The 24,166-nt window shown below is 55.6% G+C and carries 16 protein-coding genes and 1 pseudogene; 11 read left to right on the forward strand and 6 right to left on the reverse strand.

Annotation, left to right across the window (positions count from 1 at the left end; translation table 11 throughout):
- Positions 1-33: 33 nt before the first annotated feature.
- The 6 genes from bcsB to KGP17_RS00755 all read left to right on the forward strand — a co-directional run bounded on the left by bcsB (position 34) and on the right by KGP17_RS00755 (position 12,689).
- Complete coding sequence (bcsB, locus tag KGP17_RS00730; protein WP_021807736.1) at positions 34-2,343, forward strand: cellulose biosynthesis cyclic di-GMP-binding regulatory protein BcsB; 2,310 nt, start codon at positions 34-36, stop codon at positions 2,341-2,343.
- An 8-nt stretch (positions 2,344-2,351) separates the two neighbouring features.
- A complete protein-coding gene (gene bcsZ, locus KGP17_RS00735) occupies positions 2,352-3,464 on the forward strand; it encodes a cellulose synthase complex periplasmic endoglucanase BcsZ (protein WP_223499735.1) in 1,113 nt (370 codons plus the stop codon).
- Positions 3,446-6,919 carry a cellulose synthase complex outer membrane protein BcsC gene (bcsC, locus tag KGP17_RS00740; RefSeq protein ID WP_223498707.1) on the forward strand — a complete coding sequence of 1,158 codons (3,474 nt, stop codon included), beginning with the start codon at positions 3,446-3,448 and terminating at the stop codon, positions 6,917-6,919. Before bcsZ ends, bcsC begins: the two co-directional genes overlap by 19 nt.
- Before the next feature lie 334 nt (positions 6,920-7,253).
- Positions 7,254-9,266 carry a biofilm formation regulator HmsP gene (hmsP, locus tag KGP17_RS00745; protein ID WP_021807739.1) on the forward strand — a complete coding sequence of 671 codons (2,013 nt, stop codon included), beginning with the start codon at positions 7,254-7,256 and terminating at the stop codon, positions 9,264-9,266.
- A 315-nt stretch (positions 9,267-9,581) separates the two neighbouring features.
- A complete protein-coding gene (locus tag KGP17_RS00750; protein ID WP_021807740.1) occupies positions 9,582-10,874 on the forward strand; it encodes a dicarboxylate/amino acid:cation symporter in 1,293 nt (430 codons plus the stop codon).
- Positions 10,875-11,192: 318 nt separating this feature from the next.
- Positions 11,193-12,689: a pitrilysin family protein gene (locus KGP17_RS00755; RefSeq protein ID WP_021807741.1), complete on the forward strand. Its 1,497-nt coding sequence runs from the start codon at positions 11,193-11,195 to the stop codon at positions 12,687-12,689.
- Positions 12,690-12,923: 234 nt separating this feature from the next.
- Here the strand turns inward: KGP17_RS00755 and ppiC are convergent, their stop codons facing one another.
- Positions 12,924-13,205 carry a peptidylprolyl isomerase PpiC gene (ppiC, locus tag KGP17_RS00760; RefSeq protein WP_021181563.1) on the reverse strand — a complete coding sequence of 94 codons (282 nt, stop codon included), beginning with the start codon at positions 13,203-13,205 and terminating at the stop codon, positions 12,924-12,926.
- A 115-nt stretch (positions 13,206-13,320) separates the two neighbouring features.
- Here ppiC and rep point away from each other — a divergent pair, with 115 nt between their 5' ends.
- A complete protein-coding gene (gene rep, locus KGP17_RS00765; RefSeq protein WP_021181562.1) occupies positions 13,321-15,345 on the forward strand; it encodes a DNA helicase Rep in 2,025 nt (674 codons plus the stop codon).
- A gap of 30 nt (positions 15,346-15,375) precedes the next feature.
- Here rep and KGP17_RS00770 read toward each other — a convergent pair whose 3' ends face one another.
- From KGP17_RS00770 to rhlB, 5 genes and pseudogenes are all read right to left on the reverse strand, one after another.
- Complete coding sequence (locus KGP17_RS00770) at positions 15,376-16,224, reverse strand: Fic family protein (protein ID WP_245398321.1); 849 nt, start codon at positions 16,222-16,224, stop codon at positions 15,376-15,378.
- Positions 16,225-16,239: 15 nt separating this feature from the next.
- Positions 16,240-16,332: pseudogene (locus tag KGP17_RS27895) on the reverse strand (Fic/DOC family N-terminal domain-containing protein); the annotation flags it as partial.
- 3 nt (positions 16,333-16,335) lie between these two features.
- The gene (locus KGP17_RS00775) at positions 16,336-16,527 is read right to left on the reverse strand and encodes a hypothetical protein (protein ID WP_223498708.1); all 192 of its coding nucleotides are present in this window, start codon (positions 16,525-16,527) and stop codon (positions 16,336-16,338) included.
- Positions 16,528-16,707: 180 nt separating this feature from the next.
- Positions 16,708-18,201 (reverse strand): exopolyphosphatase, encoded by a 1,494-nt coding sequence (gene ppx, locus KGP17_RS00780; RefSeq protein ID WP_186486906.1) that lies wholly within the window; start codon positions 18,199-18,201, stop codon positions 16,708-16,710.
- A gap of 9 nt (positions 18,202-18,210) precedes the next feature.
- Positions 18,211-19,500 carry an ATP-dependent RNA helicase RhlB gene (gene rhlB / locus KGP17_RS00785; protein WP_024484189.1) on the reverse strand — a complete coding sequence of 430 codons (1,290 nt, stop codon included), beginning with the start codon at positions 19,498-19,500 and terminating at the stop codon, positions 18,211-18,213.
- 131 nt (positions 19,501-19,631) lie between these two features.
- Here rhlB and trxA point away from each other — a divergent pair, with 131 nt between their 5' ends.
- The 4 genes from trxA (at position 19,632) to wzzE (ending at position 24,112) form a co-directional block, all read left to right on the forward strand.
- On the forward strand, positions 19,632-19,958 hold the full coding sequence (gene trxA / locus KGP17_RS00790; protein ID WP_021181559.1) for a thioredoxin TrxA: 327 nt from the start codon (positions 19,632-19,634) through the stop codon (positions 19,956-19,958).
- A gap of 447 nt (positions 19,959-20,405) precedes the next feature.
- On the forward strand, positions 20,406-21,665 hold the full coding sequence (gene rho / locus KGP17_RS00795) for a transcription termination factor Rho (protein ID WP_021181558.1): 1,260 nt from the start codon (positions 20,406-20,408) through the stop codon (positions 21,663-21,665).
- 277 nt (positions 21,666-21,942) lie between these two features.
- The gene (wecA, locus tag KGP17_RS00800) at positions 21,943-23,040 is read left to right on the forward strand and encodes a UDP-N-acetylglucosamine--undecaprenyl-phosphate N-acetylglucosaminephosphotransferase (RefSeq protein WP_024484187.1); all 1,098 of its coding nucleotides are present in this window, start codon (positions 21,943-21,945) and stop codon (positions 23,038-23,040) included.
- A gap of 19 nt (positions 23,041-23,059) precedes the next feature.
- Complete coding sequence (wzzE, locus tag KGP17_RS00805) at positions 23,060-24,112, forward strand: ECA polysaccharide chain length modulation protein (protein ID WP_021181556.1); 1,053 nt, start codon at positions 23,060-23,062, stop codon at positions 24,110-24,112.
- Positions 24,113-24,166 lie beyond the last annotated feature (54 nt).

The following is a 24,166-nucleotide window of genomic DNA, read 5'->3' on the forward strand; positions in this document are numbered from 1 at the left end:
CGGCGAACCGGCCCCAACATTGATGATGATACGATGACGAGAAAAATAAACTGGTTTACCGCGCTGGCCTTAGGCATCAGTAGCTTATCTCAGGCGGAAACGGCCCCCACACCAGCGGCTGGCGTGACTTCGCCCCCGAGTACCGTGGCCGAAGCTCCGCTCACTGAACCTATGGGAGTGGTGGTGCCGCAAGCACCCGATGCGCCGGTGCGCGATGTAAAACTGCCGTTTACCGAGGTAGCACCACCGCCTGGCACCTTTATCCTGCGTGGCACCCGCCCTGAAGGCCAGATTGAGTTTAGCGTGCGCAGTGACGAAGTAGTTTCGCAGGCGCTGCTGGACCTGGAGTTTACCCCTTCACCGTCGCTGATCCCGGTGGAGTCGCACGTCAAGATCTACCTCAACGATGAGTTGATGGGGGTCATCACCATCGCCAAGGAGCAGTTGGGTAAGCCGAATCGTGTCCAGTTGCCGATCGATCCGCGCTATATCACCGATTTTAACCGCATTCGCCTGGTGTTTGTCGGCCATTACCAGAACATCTGTGAGAACCCGGCCAACAGCACGCTGTGGCTGGACGTCAGCAAATCCAGTTCGCTGAGCCTGCGTTACCAGACGCTGCCGGTGAAAAATGAGCTTTCCCACTTCCCGGAACCCTTCTTTGACAGCCGCGACGATCGGCCATTAACGCTGCCGATGGTGTTTGCCGGGCAGCCGGATTTGGAACAACAGCGGGCGGCGGGGATCCTGGCCTCCTGGTTCGGCACTCAGGCGCAATGGCGCGGCCAGTCTTTCCCGACGCTGTTTAACCGCTTGCCAAGCCAGCACGCCATCGTGTTTGCCACCAATAAACAGCGCCCGGACTTCTTGAAAGATTATCCGGCGGTCAACGGGCCGACGGTGGAGATGATCAGCCACCCGGATAACCCCTATGTGAAGCTGCTGTTGGTGCAGGGCCGTGATGATAACGACCTGATCACGGCGGTGAAGGGCATCGCCCAGGGCAATATTCTGTTCCGTGGCCAGAATCTGAGCGTGGATAAGATTGAACAGTTGGCCGTTCGCCAGCCGTACGATGCGCCAAACTGGGTGCGTACCGATCGTGCGATGAAGTTCAGCGAACTGCAGCAATATGCCGAGCAGTTGCAGACTAACGGCGTCGAACCTGGGCCGATCTCACTGTCGATGAACCTGCCGCCGGATCTGTTCCTGATCCACAGCAACGGCATCGATATGCAGCTGAAATACCGCTATACCTCGCCGCGTATTGAAGATGGTTCCCGCCTGAGCATCAGCCTGAACAATCAGTTTGTGCAGTCCTATGCCCTGGTGCCGGAGCATGAGAAGGGCGCACAGCTGTTGCGCCTGCCGCTGGCCCAGGGATTGCTAGATTCTGACAAGGTGGTCAATATTCCGGTACTGAAGTTGGGGGCGACCAACCAGTTGCGCTTTGACTTCGATTACACCACGCTGCTGGCCAGCGGTGCCGAAGGGCGTTGCGAAACCTATTCCTTGGCGCCGAACCATGCGGTGATCGACGGCAATTCCACCATCGATTTCTCCGGCTATCGTCACTTTATTACCATGCCCGATCTACGCTCCTTTGCCAACGCCGGTTTCCCTTTCAGCCGCCTGGCAGATCTGTCGCAAACGTTGGTGCTGGTGAACAAACAGCCACAACCCGCTCAAGTGAGCGCCTTGCTCAACGCCATGGGTAACATGGGGGCGCAAACCGGTTATCCGGCGCTGGCTTTCTCGCTGTCCGATGACTGGTCGCAGGCCAAGGATAAGGACGCCGATATCCTGCTGATCGGCACCATTCCACCGGAACTGCGTGATGACAAGAAAATCAATCTGCTGGTAGAGGCGACGCTGAGCTGGGTGAAAATGCCGATGCGCCAACTGCCGCTGCCGAGTATGGATGTGCAGCAGGACGACGCCACACCGGGCAGTAAAACCACCATCAGCTCGGAAGGAGCGATGGCGGCCGTGATCGGCGTGCAGTCCCCGTTCCACGATCAGCGCAGTATTGTGGCCCTGCTGGCAGACAGCCCACGGGGTTATGAGTTACTGAACAATGCGCAGTTAGACAGCGGTAAGCGTGCGGCGATGTTTGGTTCCGTGGCTGTGATCCGTGAGTCCGGCGTCGATAGTTTGCGTGTGGGGGATGTTTACTACGTTGGCCATCTGCCGTGGTGGGAACGTATCTGGTTCGCGTTGTCGACGCATCCACTGTTGCTGGGCGCGATAGCCGCGCTGGTGGTGGTAATGGTGGCCCTGTTGCTGCGGCGTGGTCTGAAGGCCTTTAGCCGTCGTCGTCTGTCACCGGAAGATCGGGATTAATTGCCATGATGGGGATTTGCCTGCGCCGCCTGCTGCCTGGTCTGATGCTGCTTTGTGCGTTCAGCACGGCGGCAAGCTGTGATTGGCCTGCCTGGCAGCAGTACCAACGGTTTTATCTTAGCGAGGAAGGGCGGGTAATCGATCCCAGCAGCCCGAAGCGCATTACCACGTCCGAAGGGCAGAGCTATGGCATGTTCTTCGCGCTGGTGGCCAACGATCGGCCTGCCTTCGATAAGCTGTTGGCGTGGACGGAGAACAATCTCGCCTCTGGTGACCTGAGCGCACATCTGCCGGCTTGGTTGTGGGGGCAGGATGATAACAAGGCCTGGAAGGTGCTGGACAGCAACTCGGCTGCCGATGCGGATCTGTGGATTGCGTATAACCTGCTGGAGGCGGGGCGGCTGTGGCAAAGCCGCCGCTATCAAACATTGGGCACGCTGTTGTTGCAACGGATTGGCCGTGAAGAGGTGGCGAGTATCCCCGGTTTGGGGCTGATGCTGCTGCCGGGGAAGATGGGTTTTGTGGCCGAGGACCGCTGGCGCTTGAACCCTAGCTATTTACCGCCGCAGTTGCTGGCCCGTTTTGCCCAATTGAACGGGCCGTGGCGAGCGATGCAGAAAACCAGCCAGCGGTTGCTGTTGGAAACGGCTCCGCAAGGATTTTCACCAGACTGGGCCGAGTGGCAAGCGGGCAAAGGCTGGCAGCCCGATCCCGTCAAACCTGATGTCGGCAGCTATGACGCCATCCGCGTTTATCTCTGGGCCGGGATGTTGGCGGACGACGATCCTCATAAAGCGGCGCTGATGAAGCAGTTCCAACCGATGGTACGCCTTACCGCCCAGCTTGGTGCAGTGCCGGAGACGGTCGATACAGCTAGCGGAAAAGCCAACGGTACTGGCCCGGTAGGCTTCTCCGCCGCGATGTTGCCGTTATTGGCCGCACAGCCTGATGCCCTGGCGGTGCAACGCCAACGTATTCAGGATAACCCTCTGGGTAATGATGCCTATTTCAGCGCCTCTTTGCTGCTGTTCGGCCAGGGATGGGATCAGCAACGCTATCGTTTCAATCGTCAGGGTGAACTTCAACCCGCCTGGAGTAGCCAATGCGCAACTTCACACTAGGCTGGCTAAGCCTGTTTCCTTTAAGTCTGGCTTTGCTGCCGCAGGCGCAGAGTGCCGAGAGCGTTGCCCCGGAGCAATGGCTGCTTGAGCAGGTACGCATCGGCGAAGCCAGCAACAAAGATGAACTGGTACGTCAATCGCTGTATCGTCTTGAGCTGATGGATCCGAATAATCCTGATGTGATAGCGGCGCGTATGCGCCTGGCGTTGCGGCAGGGGAATCAGGTCTTGGCGCAGCAACAGTTGGATAAGCTGAAGGGGGTGGCACCACAATCGCCGGTGTTCCGCCAGGCAGAAATGAACATGCTGCTGACCCAGCCGGAAACCCGCCAGAAGCTGCAACAGGCACGCCTGATGGCGGCCGCAGGGCGCTTGCCGGAGGCTAAAGCCCAGTACGACGAGCTGTTTCACGGCAATCTGCCAACGCTCGATCTGGCGGTGGAGTATTGGCGTCTGGTGGCCAGGCTACCCGGCCAGGAATTAGCAGCGACAAAGCAACTACAGGCGCTGGATCGGCAATATCCCGGCAACATCACGCTGCGCATGGCGCTGGCGCGGATGCTGTTCAGCCAGGATCGCGACGCTCAGGCCTATGAACTGTTACAGCAAGTGGCGGCCGATCCCGCAGGCCGCGGTTCTGCGGCGGACTTGTGGTTGGAACAGGTCAAAGCGTTGCCCGTCAGCCCGCAGAGCGTGGCGGCGTTGAACCGCTTCCTCGGTGTGTTTGAAAGCGGTGAGCAGGCGCTTGGCGCGCAACAGGAACTGGCGCGCCAGCGGACGCTGTTGGCCGATCCGGCCTATCGCGCGCGCATGACCGGGCTGGCGCAGGTGAATAAAGGCGGCGGTCGTGCGGCAATCCCGGAACTGAAAAAAGCGCTATCGAGTGCGCCTAATGATGCCGAAGTGCTTGGCGCACTTGGCTTGGCCTATTCCCGCGCCGGTAACCGGCAGCAGGCGTTGAGCCTGTTCCAACAGGCGCAGAAGGCAGACAAGGATAACTACGACAGCAGCAAATGGCAGAGCCTGATCAAAACCACCCGTTACTGGCTGGCGATCGATGCGGGTGACAAGGCGTTAAAGGCCAATAACCTGCCGTTGGCACAGCAACAATACCAGCAGGCACGGCAGATTGATAACAGTGACAGCGATGCGTTGATCGGCCTGGGCGACGTTGCCGTCGCCCGTAAGGATGATGCTGCCGCCGAGCGCTATTATCAGCAGGCTCTGCGCCTGGATCCGGGCAGCGGTAGCGCGGTGCGGGGTTTGGTGAATATCTACCAGCGGCAGTCGCCACAAAAAGCGCTGGCCTACCTTAATGGTCTGCCCCGCGTGCAGCAGAACAAGCTGCGCAGCACCCTCGACGGGCTGCAATTGGATATGCTCAAACAGCAGGCCGACGAACTGGCCCAGCGACAGCAGTGGCCAGAGGCGGCGGAAAAGTACCGGCAGGCGCACCAGAAGGATCCTGATGACGTCTGGCTGACTTACCACTATGCGCAAACTCTGCGTCAGGCCGGGCAACCGCAGCAGGCCGACGTGCTGATGCGTCAACTGGCCGCGAAGAAGTCCGGCGATCCGCAGCAGGTTTACGCTTATGCGCTGTACCTGGCTGGCAGCGATCGTGATAACCAGGCGTTGGCCCAGTTGAATACCTTGCCCAAAGCGCAGTGGAACGACGGGATGCGTGAGATGGCCCAGCGTTTGCAGATGCAGGCCACGCTCGATCATGCTGAACGGCTCCGAACTGCTGGTGATGAACCCGCAGCCATCGCCTATCTGCGCCAGCAGCCCCCGGCAACGCGCATCGACCTGACCTTGGCTGACTGGGCGCTGGAGCGGGGAGAGTATGACGAGGCGCTGGCGGATTATCAGCGGGTGCGTGCTCGTGAGCCGAATAATCCGGATGCGCGTTTGGGGGAGATTGAAGCCTATGTGGCTCAAGGTCAGCTGAGCGAGGCCCGCCAACGGCTGCAAACGGCACCGGTGCAACCGGACGAGTCGATCAATGGCCAGCGCCGTGTTGCCAATGCCTGGACGGCGGTGGGTGAGCCGCAGAAAGCGACCGATATCTTCACACGGTTAAAAGTGGCTGCCCAGCAAGAGCCGCCGGGACAGGCCAAAGCCTTGGTGTATCGTGATGCTGCCAGGCTGGAACAAAAGCAGTTGCAACCGCAACCGGCGCAGCAGGATTATCGCCAGGCGATGGTGGCCAGCGGCATTGCGCCAACGGTTCCTGAGGATAATGACGGTTATACCCGTCTGACCCGCAATAACGCGACGGATGACTGGCTAAAACGCGGCATTCGCTCCGATGCCGCCGATCTTTATCGCCAACAGGACGTCAGGGTCACGCTCGATCATGACTACTGGCGTTCGAGCGGTACCGGTGGCATCTCGGATTATCAGGCACATGACACCATGTTGCAGTTGGATATGCCGCTGTATGACGGCCGGGCGTTCCTGCGTACCGACACCGTCCAACTGAACGCGGGCAGCTTCTCGACCGATAATAACGGCAAGTACTTCGAAACCTTTGGCACCTGTAACACGCAGGGTTGCAGCGGTAACGAACGGCAAAAAACCACCGGCACTAGCGTGGCGGCCGGTTGGGCCAACGACCATTGGCAAACCGATATCGGCACTACCCCGATGGGATTTGAGGTGGTGGATTGGGTCGGCGGCGTGGCCTATAGCGGTGACTGGAATCATATCGGTTGGACGCTGGGCGCCTCGCGGCGGCCGATTACCAGCTCGCTGTTGGCCTTCGGCGGGACGCGCGATCCGAACACCGGCACTACCTGGGGCGGCGTACGTGCTACCGGTATCAACCTGAGCGCCAGCTACGATCGCGGTGAAGCCAACGGCGTGTGGGCCGATCTCAGTGCTCATCAGCTTACCGGCCAGAATGTCGAGGATAACCAGCGCCAGCGCTTGATGGCCGGTTATTACTATAAGGTGATAAACGAAGATAACCGCCGTGCCACCGTTGGGCTGAGCACCATGCTCTGGCACTATCAGAAGGACTTGAGCGGTTACTCTCTTGGGCAGGGGGGCTATTACAGCCCGCAGCAATATGTTTCGCTGGCGGTGCCGGTGAACTATCGCCAGCGCACGGAAAACTGGTCGTGGGAAGTGGGGGGATCGGTGTCGATCTCGCACTCGAAAACCAACGATGAAAAACGCTATCCCCTGCAAGGACTGATCCCAAGCTCCCTGCCAGACAGGGACGCAGTGGAAAGTGGTGGCTCCTCCTCTGGCGTGGGCTACACGCTGCGAGCTCTGATCGAACGCCGCCTCAGTTCCCATTGGACGCTGGGGGCCGGCATCGATATTCAACAGGCTAAAGACTATACCCCGAGCCATGCGTTGATTTATCTGCGTTACTCGCTCGCCGGTTGGCAGGGCGATCTCGATCTGCCACCGCAGCCGCTGACGCCTTACGCCGACTTCAAGTAACGTGAAATTGGTCGATTCGTGGTGTCGCCCACAGGGTAGTTTTGCTACCCTGTGGCTATTCCGGCTAGGATAATACCGAAACCCGCGCTTTTCCTGCTGCCACCAGGCGGTTGGTAAGGAAAACACGCGGGGCAATCGAGTATACTCAAGCCGCTTATCCAGCAAGCAATTTTTCCCCTTACCCCAGTCCCTCCTTGCAGGAACTGATATGGAGCTGCGGTCAGGCACAAGAGTCAGGTTTTAGAGCATTCAATCCCTTCTCCCTGTGGGAGTGGGTTAGGGTGAGGGGGGCATAACTCTCTATCCGTCCTTATCAATCTAGGAGTGCAGGTTTTTGCGGGTCAGGCGTTCATTAACGATTAAGCAGATGGCGGCGGTGTCTGGTGTGGCACTGGTGACGATCTGTATCTTCATCGTGATCCAGTTATTCCACTTTGTGCATCAGCGCAGGGATGACTACGCTCAGCAACTGGAGAATGTAGCCCAGGCCGTGCGTCAGCCTCTGGCAGAAGCCGTGCTGCGGATGGATGTGCCGGAAACCAAACGCGTGCTCAACTCTCTGCAGCCAGTGGGGATCCTCACCCGAGCGGATATCGTCCTGCCGAACGAGTTTCAGGCGCTGCATGCCAATTTCCCGCCGGAACGCCCGGTCCCTGCGCTAGTGGCGCGTATCTTTGAGCTGCCGGTACAGATTTCTGTGCCGCTCTATTCGCTTGAGCGGGTGCCTGCCAACCCTCAGCCTCTGGCCTATCTGGTGTTGCAGGCCGATTCGTACCGCATGTATCAGTTTATCCTCAGCACGTTATCGACCATGCTGTCGACCTATCTGCTGTTGGCGCTGATCCTGTCGATTGCCGTTAGCTGGTGCATGAACCGGCTGTTGGTTTATCCATTGCGAGCCATGGCGCGCGAACTGGAAAATGTCCCTCAGGAAGATCTCCCTTACCATCAACTGATGTTGCCAGCCCAACATCAGGACGATGAATTGGGCTTGCTGGTGCGCAATTACAACCGCAACCAGCAAACGCTGGCCAAGGCGCATACCGCCATGAGCCGCCTGAGCACCCATAACTCGATGACCGAATTACCCAATCCGGTGCTGTTTGCTGCGCTGCTTGAAGAGCATATTGCTGCCAGTATGCGGCCACCGCGCTTTAATCTGTTGGTCGTGGGGATCGAAACCCTGCATGAAGCCTCCGGCGCGCTGAACCCATCCATGCGTGAAGCGCTGTTGCTGACGCTGGCGAAAAAGCTGCGTCAGGTTATCGGCGTGGACTGCGTGCTGGCACAGCTGAGCAATGCCGAGTTTGCCATCCTGGCGAAAAATATTGAGCAACCCATTCACGCCATGCAGTTGGCCAGAAGAGTGATGGCGGCCATCAACGCGCCACTGAACCTGCAACAGAAGATGCCGCTGCGGCCAAGCGCCAGTATCGGCATTGCCCATTATCCCAATTCGGGGGAAAGCGCGGAGCAACTGCTGCGTAGTGCCACCTCGGCCATGATGTCGGCGCATCGTGAGGGTAAAAATCAGATCCTGTTCTTCGAACCTTGCCTGACCGAAAAAACCCAAAAACGTCTGACGCAGGAAAGCGAGATCCTGCAGGCCTTGGAGCAAGGTCAGTTTGCGCTATTCCTGCAACCGCAGTGGGATATGCAAACCAATCAGGTGACCGGCGCGGAAGCCCTGCTGCGTTGGCAACTGCCAGACGGGCAGATTATTCTCCCGGCGGATGTGATCCCGCTGGCGGAGGAGTTGGACGTGATCGTGCCACTGGGTAACTGGGTGCTGGAAGAGTCATGCCGTATTCTGGCCGCGTGGCAATCCCAGGGCATCACGTTGCCGTTGGCGGTAAATATTTCGCCGATCCAGCTGCAGCATAAAGACTTTGTGCCCCAGTTGAAACGGCTGCTGGCCGAGCACCAGATCGACCCGCATAAGCTGCTGCTGGAAATCACCGAGACGGTGCGTATCCACGACCTTGATGAGGCGTTGGAATTACTACGTCAGTTGCATGATTTAGGCGTGTTGATCGCCTTGGATGATTTTGGCATGGGCTATGCCAGCCTGAATTACCTCAATCGTCTGAAATCCTTGCCGATCGATCTGATTAAAATCGACAAAAGCTTTATCGATGGCCTGCCAGAGGACGATGCGATGGTGCGGATCGTCAGCTCGATTTCCGAGGTGCTTAACCTGCCGGTAATGGCGGAAGGGGTGGAAACCGCGGCGCAGCGAGACTGGCTATTACAGCACGGTATTCGTACTGGCCAGGGTTTCCTGTTTGCCAAACCCTTGCCCCGTCATGAGTTTGAAGCGCAGTTTACCTCGGTTGCCAAAGCGTGACCTGGTTGACCTGATGCTGAATTTTTATCCTCCCTCTGGTACTTTTCAGGCGGGAGAGGCCGCTTTATTTCCCCAGTCAAAAACTAGTTTCTACTGCTACCCAATCTGAGTTAATGCAAAGGAAAGTTGACGTAACGCCGGAACTTGTACACTGACTGACGCGTTTCAGCTCTTAAATTCACACCATTAGGCCTGGATTTTTCCATCAAGTTATTTCCATGTTGTTATGGGGGTGTTATTTTCCGCGCAAGCGATAAACAGGACGGACGAGTGATTGCCCGCCTGCCGCGTTGTCCCCCCCCAAAGGATGTGCTAATGAAAACAACTATATTTAAGAGCCTCTATTTTCAGGTGTTAACAGCGATTACGCTGGGGATCCTGCTTGGCCATTTCTACCCTGAACTCGGTGCCCAGATGAAACCCCTGGGCGATGGATTTGTTAAATTAATCAAAATGATTATCGCTCCGGTGATCTTCTGCACCGTGGTGACCGGCATCGCGGGCATGGAAAGCATGAAGGCCGTGGGCCGTACCGGGGCGATTGCCCTGCTGTACTTTGAAATCGTCAGTACCATTGCATTGCTGATCGGCTTGGTGATCGTTAACGTGGTGCAACCCGGTGCCGGGATGAACGTTGATGCGGGAACGCTGGATGCCAAAGCGGTGGCAGTCTATGCCGAGCAGGCTTCGCAGCAGGGCATCGTGCCTTTCCTGCTGGATATTATCCCGGGTAGCGTGGTCGGTGCCTTTGCCAGCGGCAACATCTTGCAGGTGCTGCTGTTTGCGGTGCTGTTCGGTTTTGCTCTGCATCGCCTGGGTGAGAAGGGCCAGGTGATCTTTAACGTCATCGACAGCTTCTCCCGCGTTATTTTCGGCATCATCAATATGATTATGCGCCTGGCGCCGCTGGGGGCCTTTGGTGCCATGGCGTTCACTATCGGTAAATACGGTGTGGGCACCCTGTTGCAACTGGGCCAGCTGATTGTCTGCTTCTATGTCACCTGTGTGCTGTTTGTGGTGGTGGTGCTGGGCTCGATTGCCCGTTACAACGGCTTCAATATCTTCAAATTTATTCGCTATATCAAAGAAGAACTGCTGATCGTACTGGGTACTTCGTCTTCCGAATCGGTGCTGCCACGCATGCTCGATAAAATGGAAAATCTGGGGTGCAAGAAATCGGTGGTAGGTCTGGTGATCCCGACGGGTTACTCGTTCAACCTTGACGGCACCTCGATCTATCTGACGATGGCGGCGGTGTTTATCGCCCAGGCAACCAACACCCATATGGACATCATGCATCAGGTGACCTTGTTGGTGGTGCTGCTGCTCTCCTCGAAAGGGGCTGCAGGGGTGACAGGCAGTGGCTTTATCGTACTTGCGGCGACCATTTCGGCAGTAGGACATTTACCGCTGGCCGGTCTGGCGCTGATCCTCGGTATCGACCGCTTTATGTCCGAAGCCCGCGCCTTGACCAACCTGGTCGGAAACGGTGTGGCAACGGTAGTGGTGGCCAAATGGTGTAACCAACTGGATGAGAAGCAGCTGCAAGACGTGCTGAATAACAGAACAGATAAGGTTGCTACTGACAAAAAGCTGCCTTCTGCCTAAGTTTTTTCCTATCTTCAATATCGGCTGCCATGGCAGCCGATGTCATTCCCCCTTGCTTCTTGTTCATTTTTTCTCCATAACACCCTACAGCTATTATTTTTCACTGTGATGAGTGACATCCGCCAAGGCGCGCGGTCTAACAGAATGGTACACTTTGCGCTTTCCGCCCTACGGTGAAACTCAGGGTGTGATCGTTGCTGTGCCACGCACAGTTCAGGCCGTACTCGTCAACATCGCGGCGAGACGATGCCTTATATTCCAATGAACGGAATATCCGTATTTGCATAAAAATTGGCTAGTCATTAAGTAGGGGTTCACATGCAGGGCACCAGAATTCGTCTTTTAGTGGGTGGGCTGCTGTTGGTTGCGGCCAACGGCAGCGTGCACGCTGAAGCGCTACAACCTGATCCTGCCTGGCAGCAGGGGCAGCTGAATAACGGTTTTTCTTGGCAGATCCTTGATACACCACAGCGCCCGAGCGATCGCGTTGAGTTAAGGTTGATGGTCAATACCGGATCGCTGGTGGAGTCGGCCCAGCAGATCGGTTTTGCCCATTTGCTGCCGCGTATTGCGATTACGCGCAGCGAGAGTTTTACCCAGCCGCAGCTACAGTCGCTGTGGCAACAGAGCGTGGACAGTGAACGGCCATTGCCGCCAGCCATTAGCTCTTATGATTTCACCATCTACAACCTTAGCCTGCCCAATAACCGCCCCGATCTGTTGAAAGAGGCGCTGGCCTGGCTGGCGGATACCACGGGTAAGCTGGCTATCGATGAGCCAACGGTAGAGGCGGTGATGAATGCCAATATGGATCCTATCGGTATCTTCCCGCCGGATCCCAAAGACAGCTGGTGGCGTTATCGCCTGAAAGGCTCAACGTTACTGGCACACGATCCGGGCCAATCGGTCAAGCGGCCTGTCAATATCGAGCAACTGCAGAAATTTTATCAGCAGTGGTATACCCCAGATGCCATGACGTTATACGTGGTGGGTAAAGTTGATAGCCGTAGCCTGACCGAACAGATCAACAAGGCGTTCTCGCCTCTCCAAGGCAAGCGCGAAGCGCCGGCAACTATGCCAACCCTGACTCCTCTGCCGCCGCAGCCAGTCAGTCTGATCAGCGATCAGGTGAAGCAGGATACGCTGTCGATCATGTGGGATACGCCATGGCATCCGATTCGCGATTCGCAAAGCCTGAGCCGTTACTGGCGCAGTGATATGGCCCGTGAAGCCCTGTTCTGGCACATTCAGCAGGTGCTGCAAAAGAGCGAGCAGAAAAACATCAAGCTGGGCTTTGACTGCCGGGTGCAGTACCAACGCGCCCAGTGTGCGATCCATCTGAATTCACCGAATGATAATCTGAACAGCGGACTGGCCTTTATTGCCCGCGAATTGGCTAATGTGCGTAACAACGGCCTGTCTCAGGATGAGTTCAATGCCTTGCTGGCACAGAAAACCGATCAGTTGAGCAAACTGTTTGCCACCTATGCCCGCACTGATACCGACGTGCTGATGAGCCAGCGTCTGCGTTCACAGCAAAGTGGCGTAGTGGATATCGCTCCGGAGCAATACCAGAAGCTGCGTCAGGCCTTCTTGTCGTCGCTGACGCTGGAATCGCTGAATCAGGAACTGAAGCTGCAACTGTCGCAGGATGCCACCTTGGTGCTATTACAGCCTAAGGGGGAGCCGGAGATGAATATGAAGCAGCTACAGGAAACCTATAACGGCATCATGGCGCCAGCACCGGCCGTAGTGAGCGAAGAGCCAAAACCGGCGGAAGCGGCTACCGCAGCACCGGAAGCCAGTGCACAGTAATCATTGACCCCTCACCCCAACCCTCTCCCACAGGGAGAGGGAGCTGGTCCGGTGTTGTGGTCAAGTATTGTGATCGATCTGTCCCTAGGTAAAAGGGGCCTTAATTGGTGCCGTGATCGTTCAATTCCCTACGTAAAGGGAGCTGATTGGGTACTGTGGCGAGGTAATTCCCTGTAACTGATAGCTAGCTCGATCGGTCCCCTCTCCCTGTGGGAGAGGGTTAGGGTGAGGGGCCTAGTTGCGATAAAGTACCTTGATGATGTGATAGCCGAACTGGGTTTTCACCGGGCCATAGGGCTTGAGCAACGGGATGCTGAACACCGCCTTATCGAAGGCTGCGACCATAGTCCCCTTGTTGAACTCACCCAGGGAGCCGCCGTTGCGCTTGGACGGGCAGCTCGAGTATTTGCGCGCCAGCGTATCGAAGCTGACACCGCGCTTGAGTTTGGCCAACAGTTCGTTGGCCAGTGTTTCGTTATCCACCAGGATGTGCAGCGCGCTAGCGGTCTTTGCCATCTTAATAATCCAATCAGTCGTGTAGAATTTGCCGCCATTATACCTGTTAAATCTGTTTGGCGCTTTCTGCTACAATCCCTCTCCCCAGCACTCCAATATTGAGCAACAAAGCGCCATGCGATTAAACCCCAGCCAACAACAAGCCGTCGAATTCGTTACCGGGCCTTGCCTGGTGCTGGCCGGTGCCGGTTCCGGCAAAACGCGTGTGATCACCAATAAAATCGCCCACCTGATCCACCAATGTGGCTATCAGGCGCGGCATATTGCCGCCGTAACCTTTACCAACAAGGCGGCGCGTGAGATGAAAGAGCGTGTGGCGCAAACCATGGGGCGCAAAGAGTCGCGTGGCCTGATGATCTCCACGTTTCATACGCTGGGGCTGGAAGTGATCAAACGCGAATATGCCGCGTTGGGGATGAAGTCCAACTTCTCGCTGTTTGACGATCAAGACCAGCTCGCGTTGTTGAAGGAACTGACCGAGAAGTGGCTGGAAAACGACAAGACTCTGGTGGCACAGCTGATCTCGACCATTTCCAACTGGAAGAACGATCTGGTGGATCCGCAGCGGGCAATGGGGCTGGCGCGCTCCGAGCGGGACAAACTGTTCGCCCACTGCTACGGGCTGTATCACGATCACATGAGGGCCTGTAACGTCCTGGATTTTGACGATCTGATCCTGCTGCCTACCTTGTTGCTACAGCGTAATGAGGAGGTGCGTGAGCGCTGGCAGAACCGTATCCGCTACCTGCTGGTGGATGAATATCAGGACACCAACACCAGTCAGTACGAACTGGTGAAACTGCTGGTGGGTCACCGCGCACGCTTTACCGTGGTGGGGGATGACGATCAGTCGATCTACTCCTGGCGCGGTGCTCGTCCGCAGAACCTGGTACTGCTAAAGGAAGATTTCCCGGCGTTGCAGGTGATCAAGCTGGAGCAGAACTACCGTTCCAGCGAACGTATTCTGAAAGCTGCCAATATCCTGATTGCCAACAACCCGCACGTCTTTGAAAAACGCCTGTTCTCTGAGCTGGGCTACGGCGAAGAGTTGAAGGTGGTCACGGCCAACAATGAAGATCACGAGGCCGAGCGGGTGGTGGGGGAACTGATCGCTCATCACTTTGTGAAGAAAACCAACTACGGCGACTATGCGATCCTCTATCGCGGAAACCACCAGTCGCGGCTGTTTGAAAAAATGCTGATGCAGAACCGCATTCCGTACAAGATTTCTGGCGGCACCTCGTTCTTCTCGCGCCCGGAAATCAAGGATTTGCTGGCCTATCTGCGGGTTTTGACCAACCAGGATGACGACAGCGCCTTCCTGCGTATCGTCAACACGCCGAAGCGGGAAATTGGCCCGGCGACGCTGCAAAAGTTGGGGGAGTGGGCCAATCAGCGTAACAAGAGCCTGTTCCGCGCCAGCTTCGATCTTGGCCTTGGTCAGTATCTAACCGGGCGGGGGTTGGAGTCTTTACAGCGTTTCACCCACTGGATGGAAGGGATCATCCAAATGGTGGAGCGTGAGCCGGTGGCAGCGGTGCGCGATCTGATCCGCGGCATCGACTATGAAAGCTGGTTGTTTGAAACCTCGCCCAGCCCGAAAGCGGCCGAAATGCGCATGAAAAACGTCAACACGCTGTTTGGCTGGATGACCGAGATGCTGGAAGGCAACGATCTGGATGAACCGATGACGCTGACCCAGGTGGTCACGCGCTTTACGTTGCGTGACATGATGGAGCGTGGCGAAAGCGATGAAGAGCTGGATCAGGTACAGCTGATGACCCTGCATGCTTCCAAGGGATTGGAATTCCCCTATGTGTTCCTGGTGGGGATGGAAGAGGGGTTATTGCCGCATCAGAGCAGCATTGACGAGGATAATGTCGATGAAGAGCGGCGTTTGGCCTATGTGGGGATCACCCGCGCCCAGAAAGAGCTGATTTTTACCCTGTGTCGCGAACGTCGCCAATACGGTGAGTTGGTGCGGCCGGAACCCAGCCGTTTCCTGTTGGAACTGCCGCAGGACGATCTGGCCTGGGAGTCGGAACGCAAAGTCGTTAGCCCGCAGGAGCGGATGGAGAAGGGCCAGAGCCATTTGGCCAGCGTGAAGGCGATGCTGGCCAAGGCTAAGGGCGGTAGCTGAGGGTCTGGGCGCGAAAACGCCCTGTTGCTATTATTCATTACGTAAAGTATCTACGTAGGCTTGATAGACATAGCTTTTACCTCTCACTCGACCTGTAGTTTCCACCAGTATCCCCGCATTCTCTAGTGCTTTAATGGCCGTGCTCGCTGTAGGAAACGTGACATCTAACTCTGCCTGGGCTCTTTCTACCGTTAATTTTGGCATTGTTGGTAGTAATTCAAAAAGACGCAACGTTTGTAATGTACTGGATGCCGTATCGAGAACTTTTTTCCGATCGACAGCAATCAGTGAGGCTATCTGAATGATGCTCTGTTGTGCTTCCCCTGCGGCAATTTCAACGCCTTCAAGGAAGAATGATACCCAAGACTCCCAATCACCATTTCTCCTTGTTTCAGATAAACAGCGATAATACTCAGCCTGATTGGCCTTCAGATATCCTGATACATACAATAGTGGTTCAGGCAGAAGCTTCCACGTTTCGAGTAACATGGCAATCAACAGACGACCTATGCGTCCGTTACCATCAAGAAAAGGGTGAATGGTTTCGAACTGGGCATGTATCAGCGCTATCCTCACCAACGGGGGTAATGTTGGTTGCTCGTCGTGAATAAAAAGCTCCAGCTCTGCGAGTAAATTGGTAATTTCCTTTGGGGGAGGAGGGACATACGACGCGTTACCTGGCCGCGTGCCACCAATCCAGTTTTGACTGGTCCGTACACTACCGGGTTGCTTATCTGTACCCCGAACACCAGCCAGAAGAACTTTGTGGGCTTGTGTTAGTAACCGGACTGATACAGGTAATCCTGTTGGCGAGAGTATCTGCTCACGCACAAACTTGAATGCTTGCAGGTACCTGGTGACCTCCTCAACATCATTCACGTTTGTTACGGCCAGCCCTGCTTCCTCATCAAAAACGTCAGTCAGTGTTGCCTGTGTCCCCTCAAGCTGGGAGGTGAGTAAAGCTTCTCTACGTATTGCACTGTAAATTAACTATTCTCCAGATGTAACCAGACCGGACATAGCCGATAGTCTAGCTAAAGCCAATTCAGCTCGATTATTGAGTTCCTGATAGGATTTGGCAACAATGGGCGGAGCAGTTGGTGGTAAAGGCGCTGGTACGAAGGCATTGACTGTTTCCTGATGACTCTGAGTTGTCACAAATCGACCAGAAATACGCTTCATTAAAACCCCCTTTAATAAGATTGTGCGTTATTAAACTATTCTTTAATAACATAGGAGGTCATTAAAAGTCTCTTTAATTAGCCTTGTTATCACGCAACCTCTTAGGACAGAGCCAGCCATTGAGTTGCGCTTTCACATAAAACGGTTAAAGAGACGGTTGCAGAAAAGGGGGAAATGCTCTTAAGACTGCTCTTCCAAAAACAGAGGCCAGTGGGCATAGCTCTGCCAGTGGCTTTCCTGATCCAGCGCCTCTGCGCGCAGCGGATGTCGTTCCAACCAGCCGCGCGGCAAAATCACATGCAACTCTTCATCGTTGGCACGCAGGCGTACCGCGGGCAGGGTATCGTCACGGCGGCGGCTGGCAAAGATGATGGCCAGACGTAACAGACGACACATGCGCTGTGCCACGCGGGGTGGCACGGCGTTCTGTTGGCTCAGCAGCGGCAGATCGAGGGCATTGCTCTGGTTTTGCAGCAGGGTGGCTAACAGTTTTTTCTGCGCCGGGGTAAAGCCGGGTAAATCAAGATGGCTGACCAGATAGGCGGCGTGTTGAGGAGCCTGTTTGAAATCGACGCTCAGGCCAATTTCGTGGATCAGGCAGGCCGCATGCAGTAGCTCACGACATCGCGTATCCAATTGCCATTCGTTGGTGGTTTGCAAACAGAAGTTCGCGGCCAACTGGCTGACGCGTTCGGCCTGCTCGATATCCAGCAGGTAACGGCGTTGCAGGTTGCGTAACGTGCGGCTGCGGATATCCTGCTCGACCGGCAGATGCAACATGCCATACACCAGCCCTTCGCGCAGAGCGCCACCGGCCAGCGTCATGCTTTCAATGCCTAACTCCTGGAAAATGGCCAGCAGTATCGACAGGCCGCTTGGGAACACCAAAGCACGTTCCAGCGTCAGCCCTTCGATTTCCAGCTCTTCCAGCTTGCCACACTGAATGGCTCGTTGTTTCAACTGCCGCAGCTTGGGCAGGGTAATACGTTCGTCCATCCCCTGCGCCACCATGATTTCCTGTAGCGCTTGCACGGTACCGGAAGCGCCGACGCAAATCTGCCAGCCATGTTGACGAAGTTGTGGGGCGATCGGCCGTACCATTTCACGCGCGGCCTGTTCGGCGGCTTCGAAGTTATCCCGCTCCAGATTACGATCGCTGAAGAAGCGTTCGAGCCAGGTGACACAGCCCATTGAAAGGCTATACAGCTGCGCGGCCTGCGCCCCTGTCCCTACGACCAACTCCGTGCTGCCACCCCCGATATCGACCACCAGACGCCGATCCGGGCCGCCTGTGGTATGGGCAACGCCGTGGTAAATCAGGCGGGCTTCTTCTTCGCCGCTGATGACCTGAACGGGGCAGCCAAGGATAGTTTCGGCGGTTTGCAGGAATTCGGCTGCGTTATTGGCCAGGCGCAGCGTTGCGGTGGCGACGACCCGAATTTGATCGCGCGGGATATCCTGCAGGCGTTCCGAGAACAGCCGCAAACATTGCCAGCCGCGCTGCATGGCTTCCTGTGACAGGTGATTGTGCTGATCCAGTCCGGCCGCCAGGCGCACTTTGCGCTTGATGCGAGCTAGCGTCTGGATACTGCCAGCCACCTCACGTACCACCAACATATGGAAACTGTTGGAACCCAGATCGATGGCGGCATAGAGGGTGCTGGAACCTGGCATAGTCGTCTATTAGCCCGAACGTTTACGGTTGTTACGCGGCGCACCACCACGACGTGGCGCGGAAGAGTTACGGCGTGGGCCGTTGTTGCCACGAGGGCGCACCAGGCGCTTCGGTGCTGGCAGATCGCTCAGCAGCGCATCGCTGTTGTACTTGCTCACCGGAATGCTGTGGCCGGTATAAGTCTCGATGGCTGGCAGATTCAGCGCGTACTCTTCACAGGCCAGGCTGATGGAGTGACCGCTTTCGCCCGCGCGGCCTGTACGGCCAATGCGGTGCACGTAGTCCTCGCAGTCATCCGGCAGATCGTAGTTGAAGACGTGAGTCACCAACGGAATATGCAGGCCGCGTGCGGCGACATCGGTGGCGACCAGGATATCCAGGTTACCTTTGGTGAAGTCGTCCAGAATACGCAGGCGTTTTTTCTGCGCCACGTCGCCGGTCAGCAGGCCTACGCGGTGACCATCGGCAGCCAGATGGCCCCAGATGTCTTCACAGCGGTGCTTGGTGTTGGCGAAGATGATGCAGCGGTCCGGCCACTCTTCCTCGATCAGCGTCTGCAGCAGGCGCATTTTTTCTTCGTTGGAAGGGTAGAACAGCTCTTCCTGAATGCGGTGGCCGGTTTTCTGTTCCGGTTCAACTTCCACATATTCGGCATTGTTCATCTGCTCAAAGGCCAGCTCGCGTACGCGATAGGACAGGGTGGCAGAGAACAACATGTTCAGGCGTTGATCGACCGCAGGCATACGGCGGAACAGCCAGCGGATATCTTTGATAAAGCCCAGATCGTACATGCGGTCGGCTTCATCGAGCACCACAACCTGGATAGCACCCAGATCGATATAATTTTGTTTGGCGTAGTCGATTAAACGGCCGGTGGTCCCCACCAGAATATCTACGCCGCTTTCCAGCACTTTCAGCTGTTTGTCATAGCCATCACCGCCGTAGGCCAGGCCAAGCTTCAACCCGGTAGACTGCGACAGCGCTTCTGCATCGGAATGGATCTGCACCGCCAGTTCACGCGTAGGCGCCATGATCAAGGCGCGCGGCTGGTTGGTCTGGCGACCTTCTTTCGCCGGGTGGGACAGCAAATAGTGAAAAGTAGACGCTAAAAATGCCAGCGTCTTTCCGGTACCGGTTTGCGCCTGACCTGCAACGTCGCGCCCACTGAGGGTGAGCGGCAATGCCAACGCCTGGATGGGCGTGCAGTTGTGAAACCCTTTTTTCTCAAGGGCTTCAAGGACTAACGGGTGCAGGGCGAAGTCGGAAAACTTCTGTTCGGTCAAGTGTGTTTTGCTCATAGTGTGGTAGAATATCAGCTAACTATTGCTTTACGAAAGCATATCCGTTGAAATAAAAGCGGTGAAATAAAATCACCTGAGTTGGTTTGATGCTACACCAACAAGGTAGACCTAATCCTGTGGAGTAGAACATGAGCGATAAAATTATTCACCTGACTGACGACAGCTTCGATTCCGATGTGCTGAAAGCCGAAGGGCCAATCCTGGTCGATTTCTGGGCTGAATGGTGTGGTCCGTGCAAGATGATTGCTCCGATCCTCGACGAGATTGCCGAAGAGTTCGCCGGCAAGCTGACCATTACCAAACTGAACATCGATCAAAACCCGCTTACCGCGCCTAAGTACGGCATCCGCGGTATTCCGACGCTGTTGTTGTTCAAGAACGGTGAAGTGGCAGCGACCAAGGTCGGCGCGCTGTCCAAGGGCCAGCTCAAAGAGTTCCTGGACGCGAATCTGTAATTAGGGCGGGAAGCCCCGTGACGGGCGTCTGGAGGGGGATTTTCATTCACCGCTAGACGCCTGCCAAGAAGCGTGTTAAGTTTAACCATACTGCATTCTGAACTTGCCATAAGTATTAAATCTAAAGAGTCTGAATCTAAGCGTTACTCTACGTTGAACCATCGGCACTAGCATTTTACTGTGAACCGAGCCCGTGTTTTGACGATCAAGCGGTTTTACAAAAAAATCAGTTTTAAGGCACCTTCGATCTTAAACCGTCAGCGTGTGCGCCCCAGCTAAGCCATTTCTTACTGCGGCGGCCCAGCAGCCCGGCGATCGAACGTCCAGTAACAGGCACGCATACCCTATGAATTTCACGTTGTAGCTTGAAAGGTTATGGGTATAACACGCTGCCATACCATTCACGATACTAGTTCGAGACACACCCCGAGTTTAAGAACCCCCACTATGAATCTTACCGAATTAAAGAATACGCCGGTTTCTGAGCTGATTACTCTCGGCGAAAATATGGGGCTGGAAAACCTGGCCCGCCTGCGCAAACAGGACATTATCTTCTCTATACTCAAGCAACATGCGAAAAGCGGAGAAGATATCTTCGGTGATGGCGTGCTGGAGATATTGCAGGATGGATTTGGTTTCCTCCGTTCCGGAGACAGTTCCTACCTCGCAGGCCCCGACGATATCTACGTTTCTCCCAGCCAAATCCGCCGCTTTAACCTCCGCACAGGTGACACCATTTCCGGTAAGATTCGTCCGCCAAAAGAAGGCGAGCGCTATTTTGCCCTGTTGAAAGTTAACGAAGTCAACTACGACAAACCGGAAAACGCCCGTAACAAGATCCTGTTCGAAAACCTGACGCCGCTGCACGCCAACTCACGTTTGCGTATGGAGCGCGGCAACGGCTCTACCGAAGATCTGACGGCTCGCGTACTGGATCTGGCAGCGCCAATCGGCCGTGGCCAGCGTGGCCTGATTGTGGCACCGCCGAAAGCCGGTAAAACCATGCTGCTGCAAAACATTGCGCAGAGCATTGCATACAACCATCCAGACTGCGTGCTGATGGTGCTGCTGATCGACGAACGTCCGGAAGAAGTGACCGAGATGCAACGTCTGGTAAAAGGCGAAGTGATCGCTTCTACCTTCGACGAACCCGCATCCCGCCACGTACAGGTTGCCGAAATGGTGATCGAGAAGGCCAAGCGCCTGGTCGAACACAAAAAAGACGTGATCATCCTGCTGGACTCCATCACCCGTCTGGCGCGTGCCTACAACACCGTAGTACCTGCCTCAGGCAAAGTGCTGACCGGTGGTGTGGACGCCAACGCCCTGCATCGTCCGAAGCGCTTCTTCGGTGCGGCTCGTAACGTTGAGGAAGGCGGCAGCCTGACCATCATCGCTACCGCACTGGTTGATACCGGTTCGAAGATGGACGAAGTGATTTACGAAGAGTTTAAAGGTACGGGTAACATGGAACTGCATCTGGCGCGTAAAATCGCCGAGAAGCGCGTGTTCCCTGCTATCGATTACAACCGTTCCGGTACGCGTAAAGAAGAGTTGCTCACTACCTCTGAAGAACTGCAGAAGATGTGGATCCTGCGCAAGATCATTCACCCAATGGGTGAGATCGACGCGATGGAGTTCCTCATTAACAAGTTGGCGATGACCAAAACCAACGATGAATTCTTCGACATGATGAAACGCTCATAAATAAGTAAAATATTCGAGGAACGCCACGCCTAGTCGTGGCGTTTTTTGCTTTTGGCGGATACGATAAGTAACAGTAAAGGAAAGTAAGTTATTCTTGTGACTTATTGAGAACTTATCTTATTTGTGCCTGTTTTTGCATTAATGCGTTGAAGCAAGACACGTTTTGGGCATTGATAAGTGTCTATGTCATAGGAAATGACTGAAAGGTCGCTTGGTCATGTGGCGCGGTTTTTTACCCATGTTAAGCTGCCTCATCTTCTTCAGAGATTTGTTAACCGTGAACTTACTCACCATGAGTACTGAAATTCTTTTTGTTTTTCTGTTTTCTCTGGCTTTTTTATTTGTTGCTCGCAAGGCAGCAAAACCTATTGGTTTGGTTGATAAGCCTAATTATCGCAAACGTCATCAGGGGCTGATCCCGCTGGTGGGTGGGATTTCTGTTTACGCTGGCATCTGCTTTGCCTTCCTGATCACCGACCAGACGATTGCGCACAGCAAACTCTATCTCACCTGCGCCGGTGTCCTGGTCTTCGTCGGGGCGCTGGACGATCGCTTCGATATCAGCGTCAAGATCCGCGCCACCATTCAGGCACTGGTCGGCATCGCCATGATGGTATTTGCTGGCCTTTATCTGCGCAGCCTCGGCTATGTGTTTGGTGGCTGGGAAATGCAGTTGGGGCCGTTTGGCTATTTGGTGACGCTGTTTGCCGTTTGGGCGGCGATTAACGCCTTTAACATGGTCGACGGTATCGACGGCCTGCTCGGCGGTCTCTCCTGCGTGTCGTTCGGCGCGATGGGGATCCTGCTGTATCAAGGCGGCCATAGCGAGCTTGCCTTCTGGTGCTTCGCGATGCTGGCGGCCATTGTTCCCTATATTCTGCTCAACCTCGGCATCCTTGGCCGTCGTTATAAAGTCTTTATGGGTGACGCCGGGAGTACGCTGATCGGTTTTACCGCCATCTGGCTGCTGGTGCAAAGCTCGCAAGGGCCAAATCATCCGATCAAACCGGTCACCGCGCTGTGGATTATCGCCATTCCGTTGATGGATATGATTGCCATCATGTATCGCCGTCTGCGTAAGGGCATGAGCCCGTTTTCGCCAGACCGTCAACACATCCACCATTTGATTATGCGAGCGGGCTTTACGCCTCGTCAGGCTTTTGTGCTCATCACCCTAGCCGCAGCGCTGCTGGCGGCGGTTGGTGTGATAGGCGAACGTCTGACTTTCATACCTGAATGGGTTATGTTGGCATTATTCTTGCTTGCATTCTTCTTGTATGGCTATTGCATTAAACGTGCATGGCGGGTCGCGCGCTATATCAAACGTCTCAAGCGCCGCCTGCGGAATGCAACGAACAATAAGCAAGTACCTTAACTGAGGCTTTAGGGCAGTGATGAATCCTGAAACAACGTCTGACAAGAATACCCCGGTGGTCGATAACGAACTCGATATCCGCGGTCTGTGCTGCACCCTGTGGCGCGGCAAAAAATGGATTATCGGTTTTGCGGTGTTGTTTGCTGCCGTCGCGCTGATCGTTTCCTACCTGGTGAAACAGGAGTGGAGCGCTACGGCGATCACCGATAAGCCAACGGTGAATGCGCTGGGGGGATATTACTCTCAGCAGCAGTTCCTGCGTAACCTGGATCAGCGCACGCTGCCTGCGGTTGCCAGCGATCAGCCAGGCATCGCCGATGAAGCCTATAATGAATTTATCATGCAGTTGGCCGCCTATGACACGCGCCGTGATTTCTGGCTGCAAAGCGATTACTACAAGCAGCGCCAGGAAGGGGATGCCCGTGCCGATGCGGCGTTGCTTGATGACCTGATTAACAATATCCAGTTCACGCCGCGCGACGACAAAAAAGTGCTGAATGATAGCGTGAAACTCACCGCCGAGACCGCGCCAGACTCCAACCATCTGCTGCGTCAGTATGTTGCCTTTGCCAGCCACCGCGCGGCGCAGCATCTGAATGAAGAGATCCAGGGAGCCTGGGCGGCGCGTACCACCTCGATGAGTGCACAGGTCAAACGCCAGGAAGCGGTAGCCGATGCGGTTTATCAGCGTGAGCTCAAGACCGTGCAGCAGGCGCTGAAAATCGCCGAGCAGCAGGGGATTAGCCGTACGCAGACCGATACGCCAGCCGAACAGCTGCCAGACTCCGATCTGTTCCTGCTGGGCAAACCTATGCTGCAGGCGCGTCTGGAAGGTTTACAGGCCTCCGGCCCGGCTTACGATGTGAGTTACGATCAGAACCGGGCGATGCTGGCAACTCTGAACGTTGGCCCGACGTTGGATGCCAAATTCCAGACCTACCGCTATTTACGTACGCCGGAAGAGCCGGTGAAACGTGATAGTCCACGCCGGGTATTCTGGCTGATTATGTGGGGCGCAATCGGTGGCCTGATTGGTGCGGGCGTCGCCTTGGTACGCCGGCCACGTAGTTAACTAATAATATAAAAATTTCGCTGTTGGGCACTGAGTGCCCAACTTTGCAGGTTC

Origin of the sequence: Serratia sp. JSRIV001 (assembly GCF_019968745.1) — a bacterium.
GTDB lineage: Bacteria > Pseudomonadota > Gammaproteobacteria > Enterobacterales > Enterobacteriaceae > Chania > Chania fonticola_B.

Excerpts from the sequence above, each read along its gene's own strand:
- KGP17_RS00775 (WP_223498708.1), bottom strand. The coding sequence starts at position 16,527 with ATGAAGCGTATTTCTGGTCGATTTGTGACAACTCAGAGTCATCAGGAA.
- wzzE (WP_021181556.1), top strand. The coding sequence starts at position 23,060 with ATGAATCCTGAAACAACGTCTGACAAGAATACCCCGGTGGTCGATAAC.
- rep (WP_021181562.1), top strand. The coding sequence starts at position 13,321 with ATGCGATTAAACCCCAGCCAACAACAAGCCGTCGAATTCGTTACCGGG.
- rhlB (WP_024484189.1), bottom strand. The coding sequence starts at position 19,500 with ATGAGCAAAACACACTTGACCGAACAGAAGTTTTCCGACTTCGCCCTG.
- rho (WP_021181558.1), top strand. The coding sequence starts at position 20,406 with ATGAATCTTACCGAATTAAAGAATACGCCGGTTTCTGAGCTGATTACT.
- bcsB (WP_021807736.1), top strand. The coding sequence starts at position 34 with ATGACGAGAAAAATAAACTGGTTTACCGCGCTGGCCTTAGGCATCAGT.
- bcsC (WP_223498707.1), top strand. The coding sequence starts at position 3,446 with ATGCGCAACTTCACACTAGGCTGGCTAAGCCTGTTTCCTTTAAGTCTG.
- ppiC (WP_021181563.1), bottom strand. The coding sequence starts at position 13,205 with ATGGCAAAGACCGCTAGCGCGCTGCACATCCTGGTGGATAACGAAACA.
- ppx (WP_186486906.1), bottom strand. The coding sequence starts at position 18,201 with ATGCCAGGTTCCAGCACCCTCTATGCCGCCATCGATCTGGGTTCCAAC.
- trxA (WP_021181559.1), top strand. The coding sequence starts at position 19,632 with ATGAGCGATAAAATTATTCACCTGACTGACGACAGCTTCGATTCCGAT.
- KGP17_RS00755 (WP_021807741.1), top strand. The coding sequence starts at position 11,193 with ATGCAGGGCACCAGAATTCGTCTTTTAGTGGGTGGGCTGCTGTTGGTT.
- bcsZ (WP_223499735.1), top strand. The coding sequence starts at position 2,352 with ATGGGGATTTGCCTGCGCCGCCTGCTGCCTGGTCTGATGCTGCTTTGT.
- KGP17_RS00750 (WP_021807740.1), top strand. The coding sequence starts at position 9,582 with ATGAAAACAACTATATTTAAGAGCCTCTATTTTCAGGTGTTAACAGCG.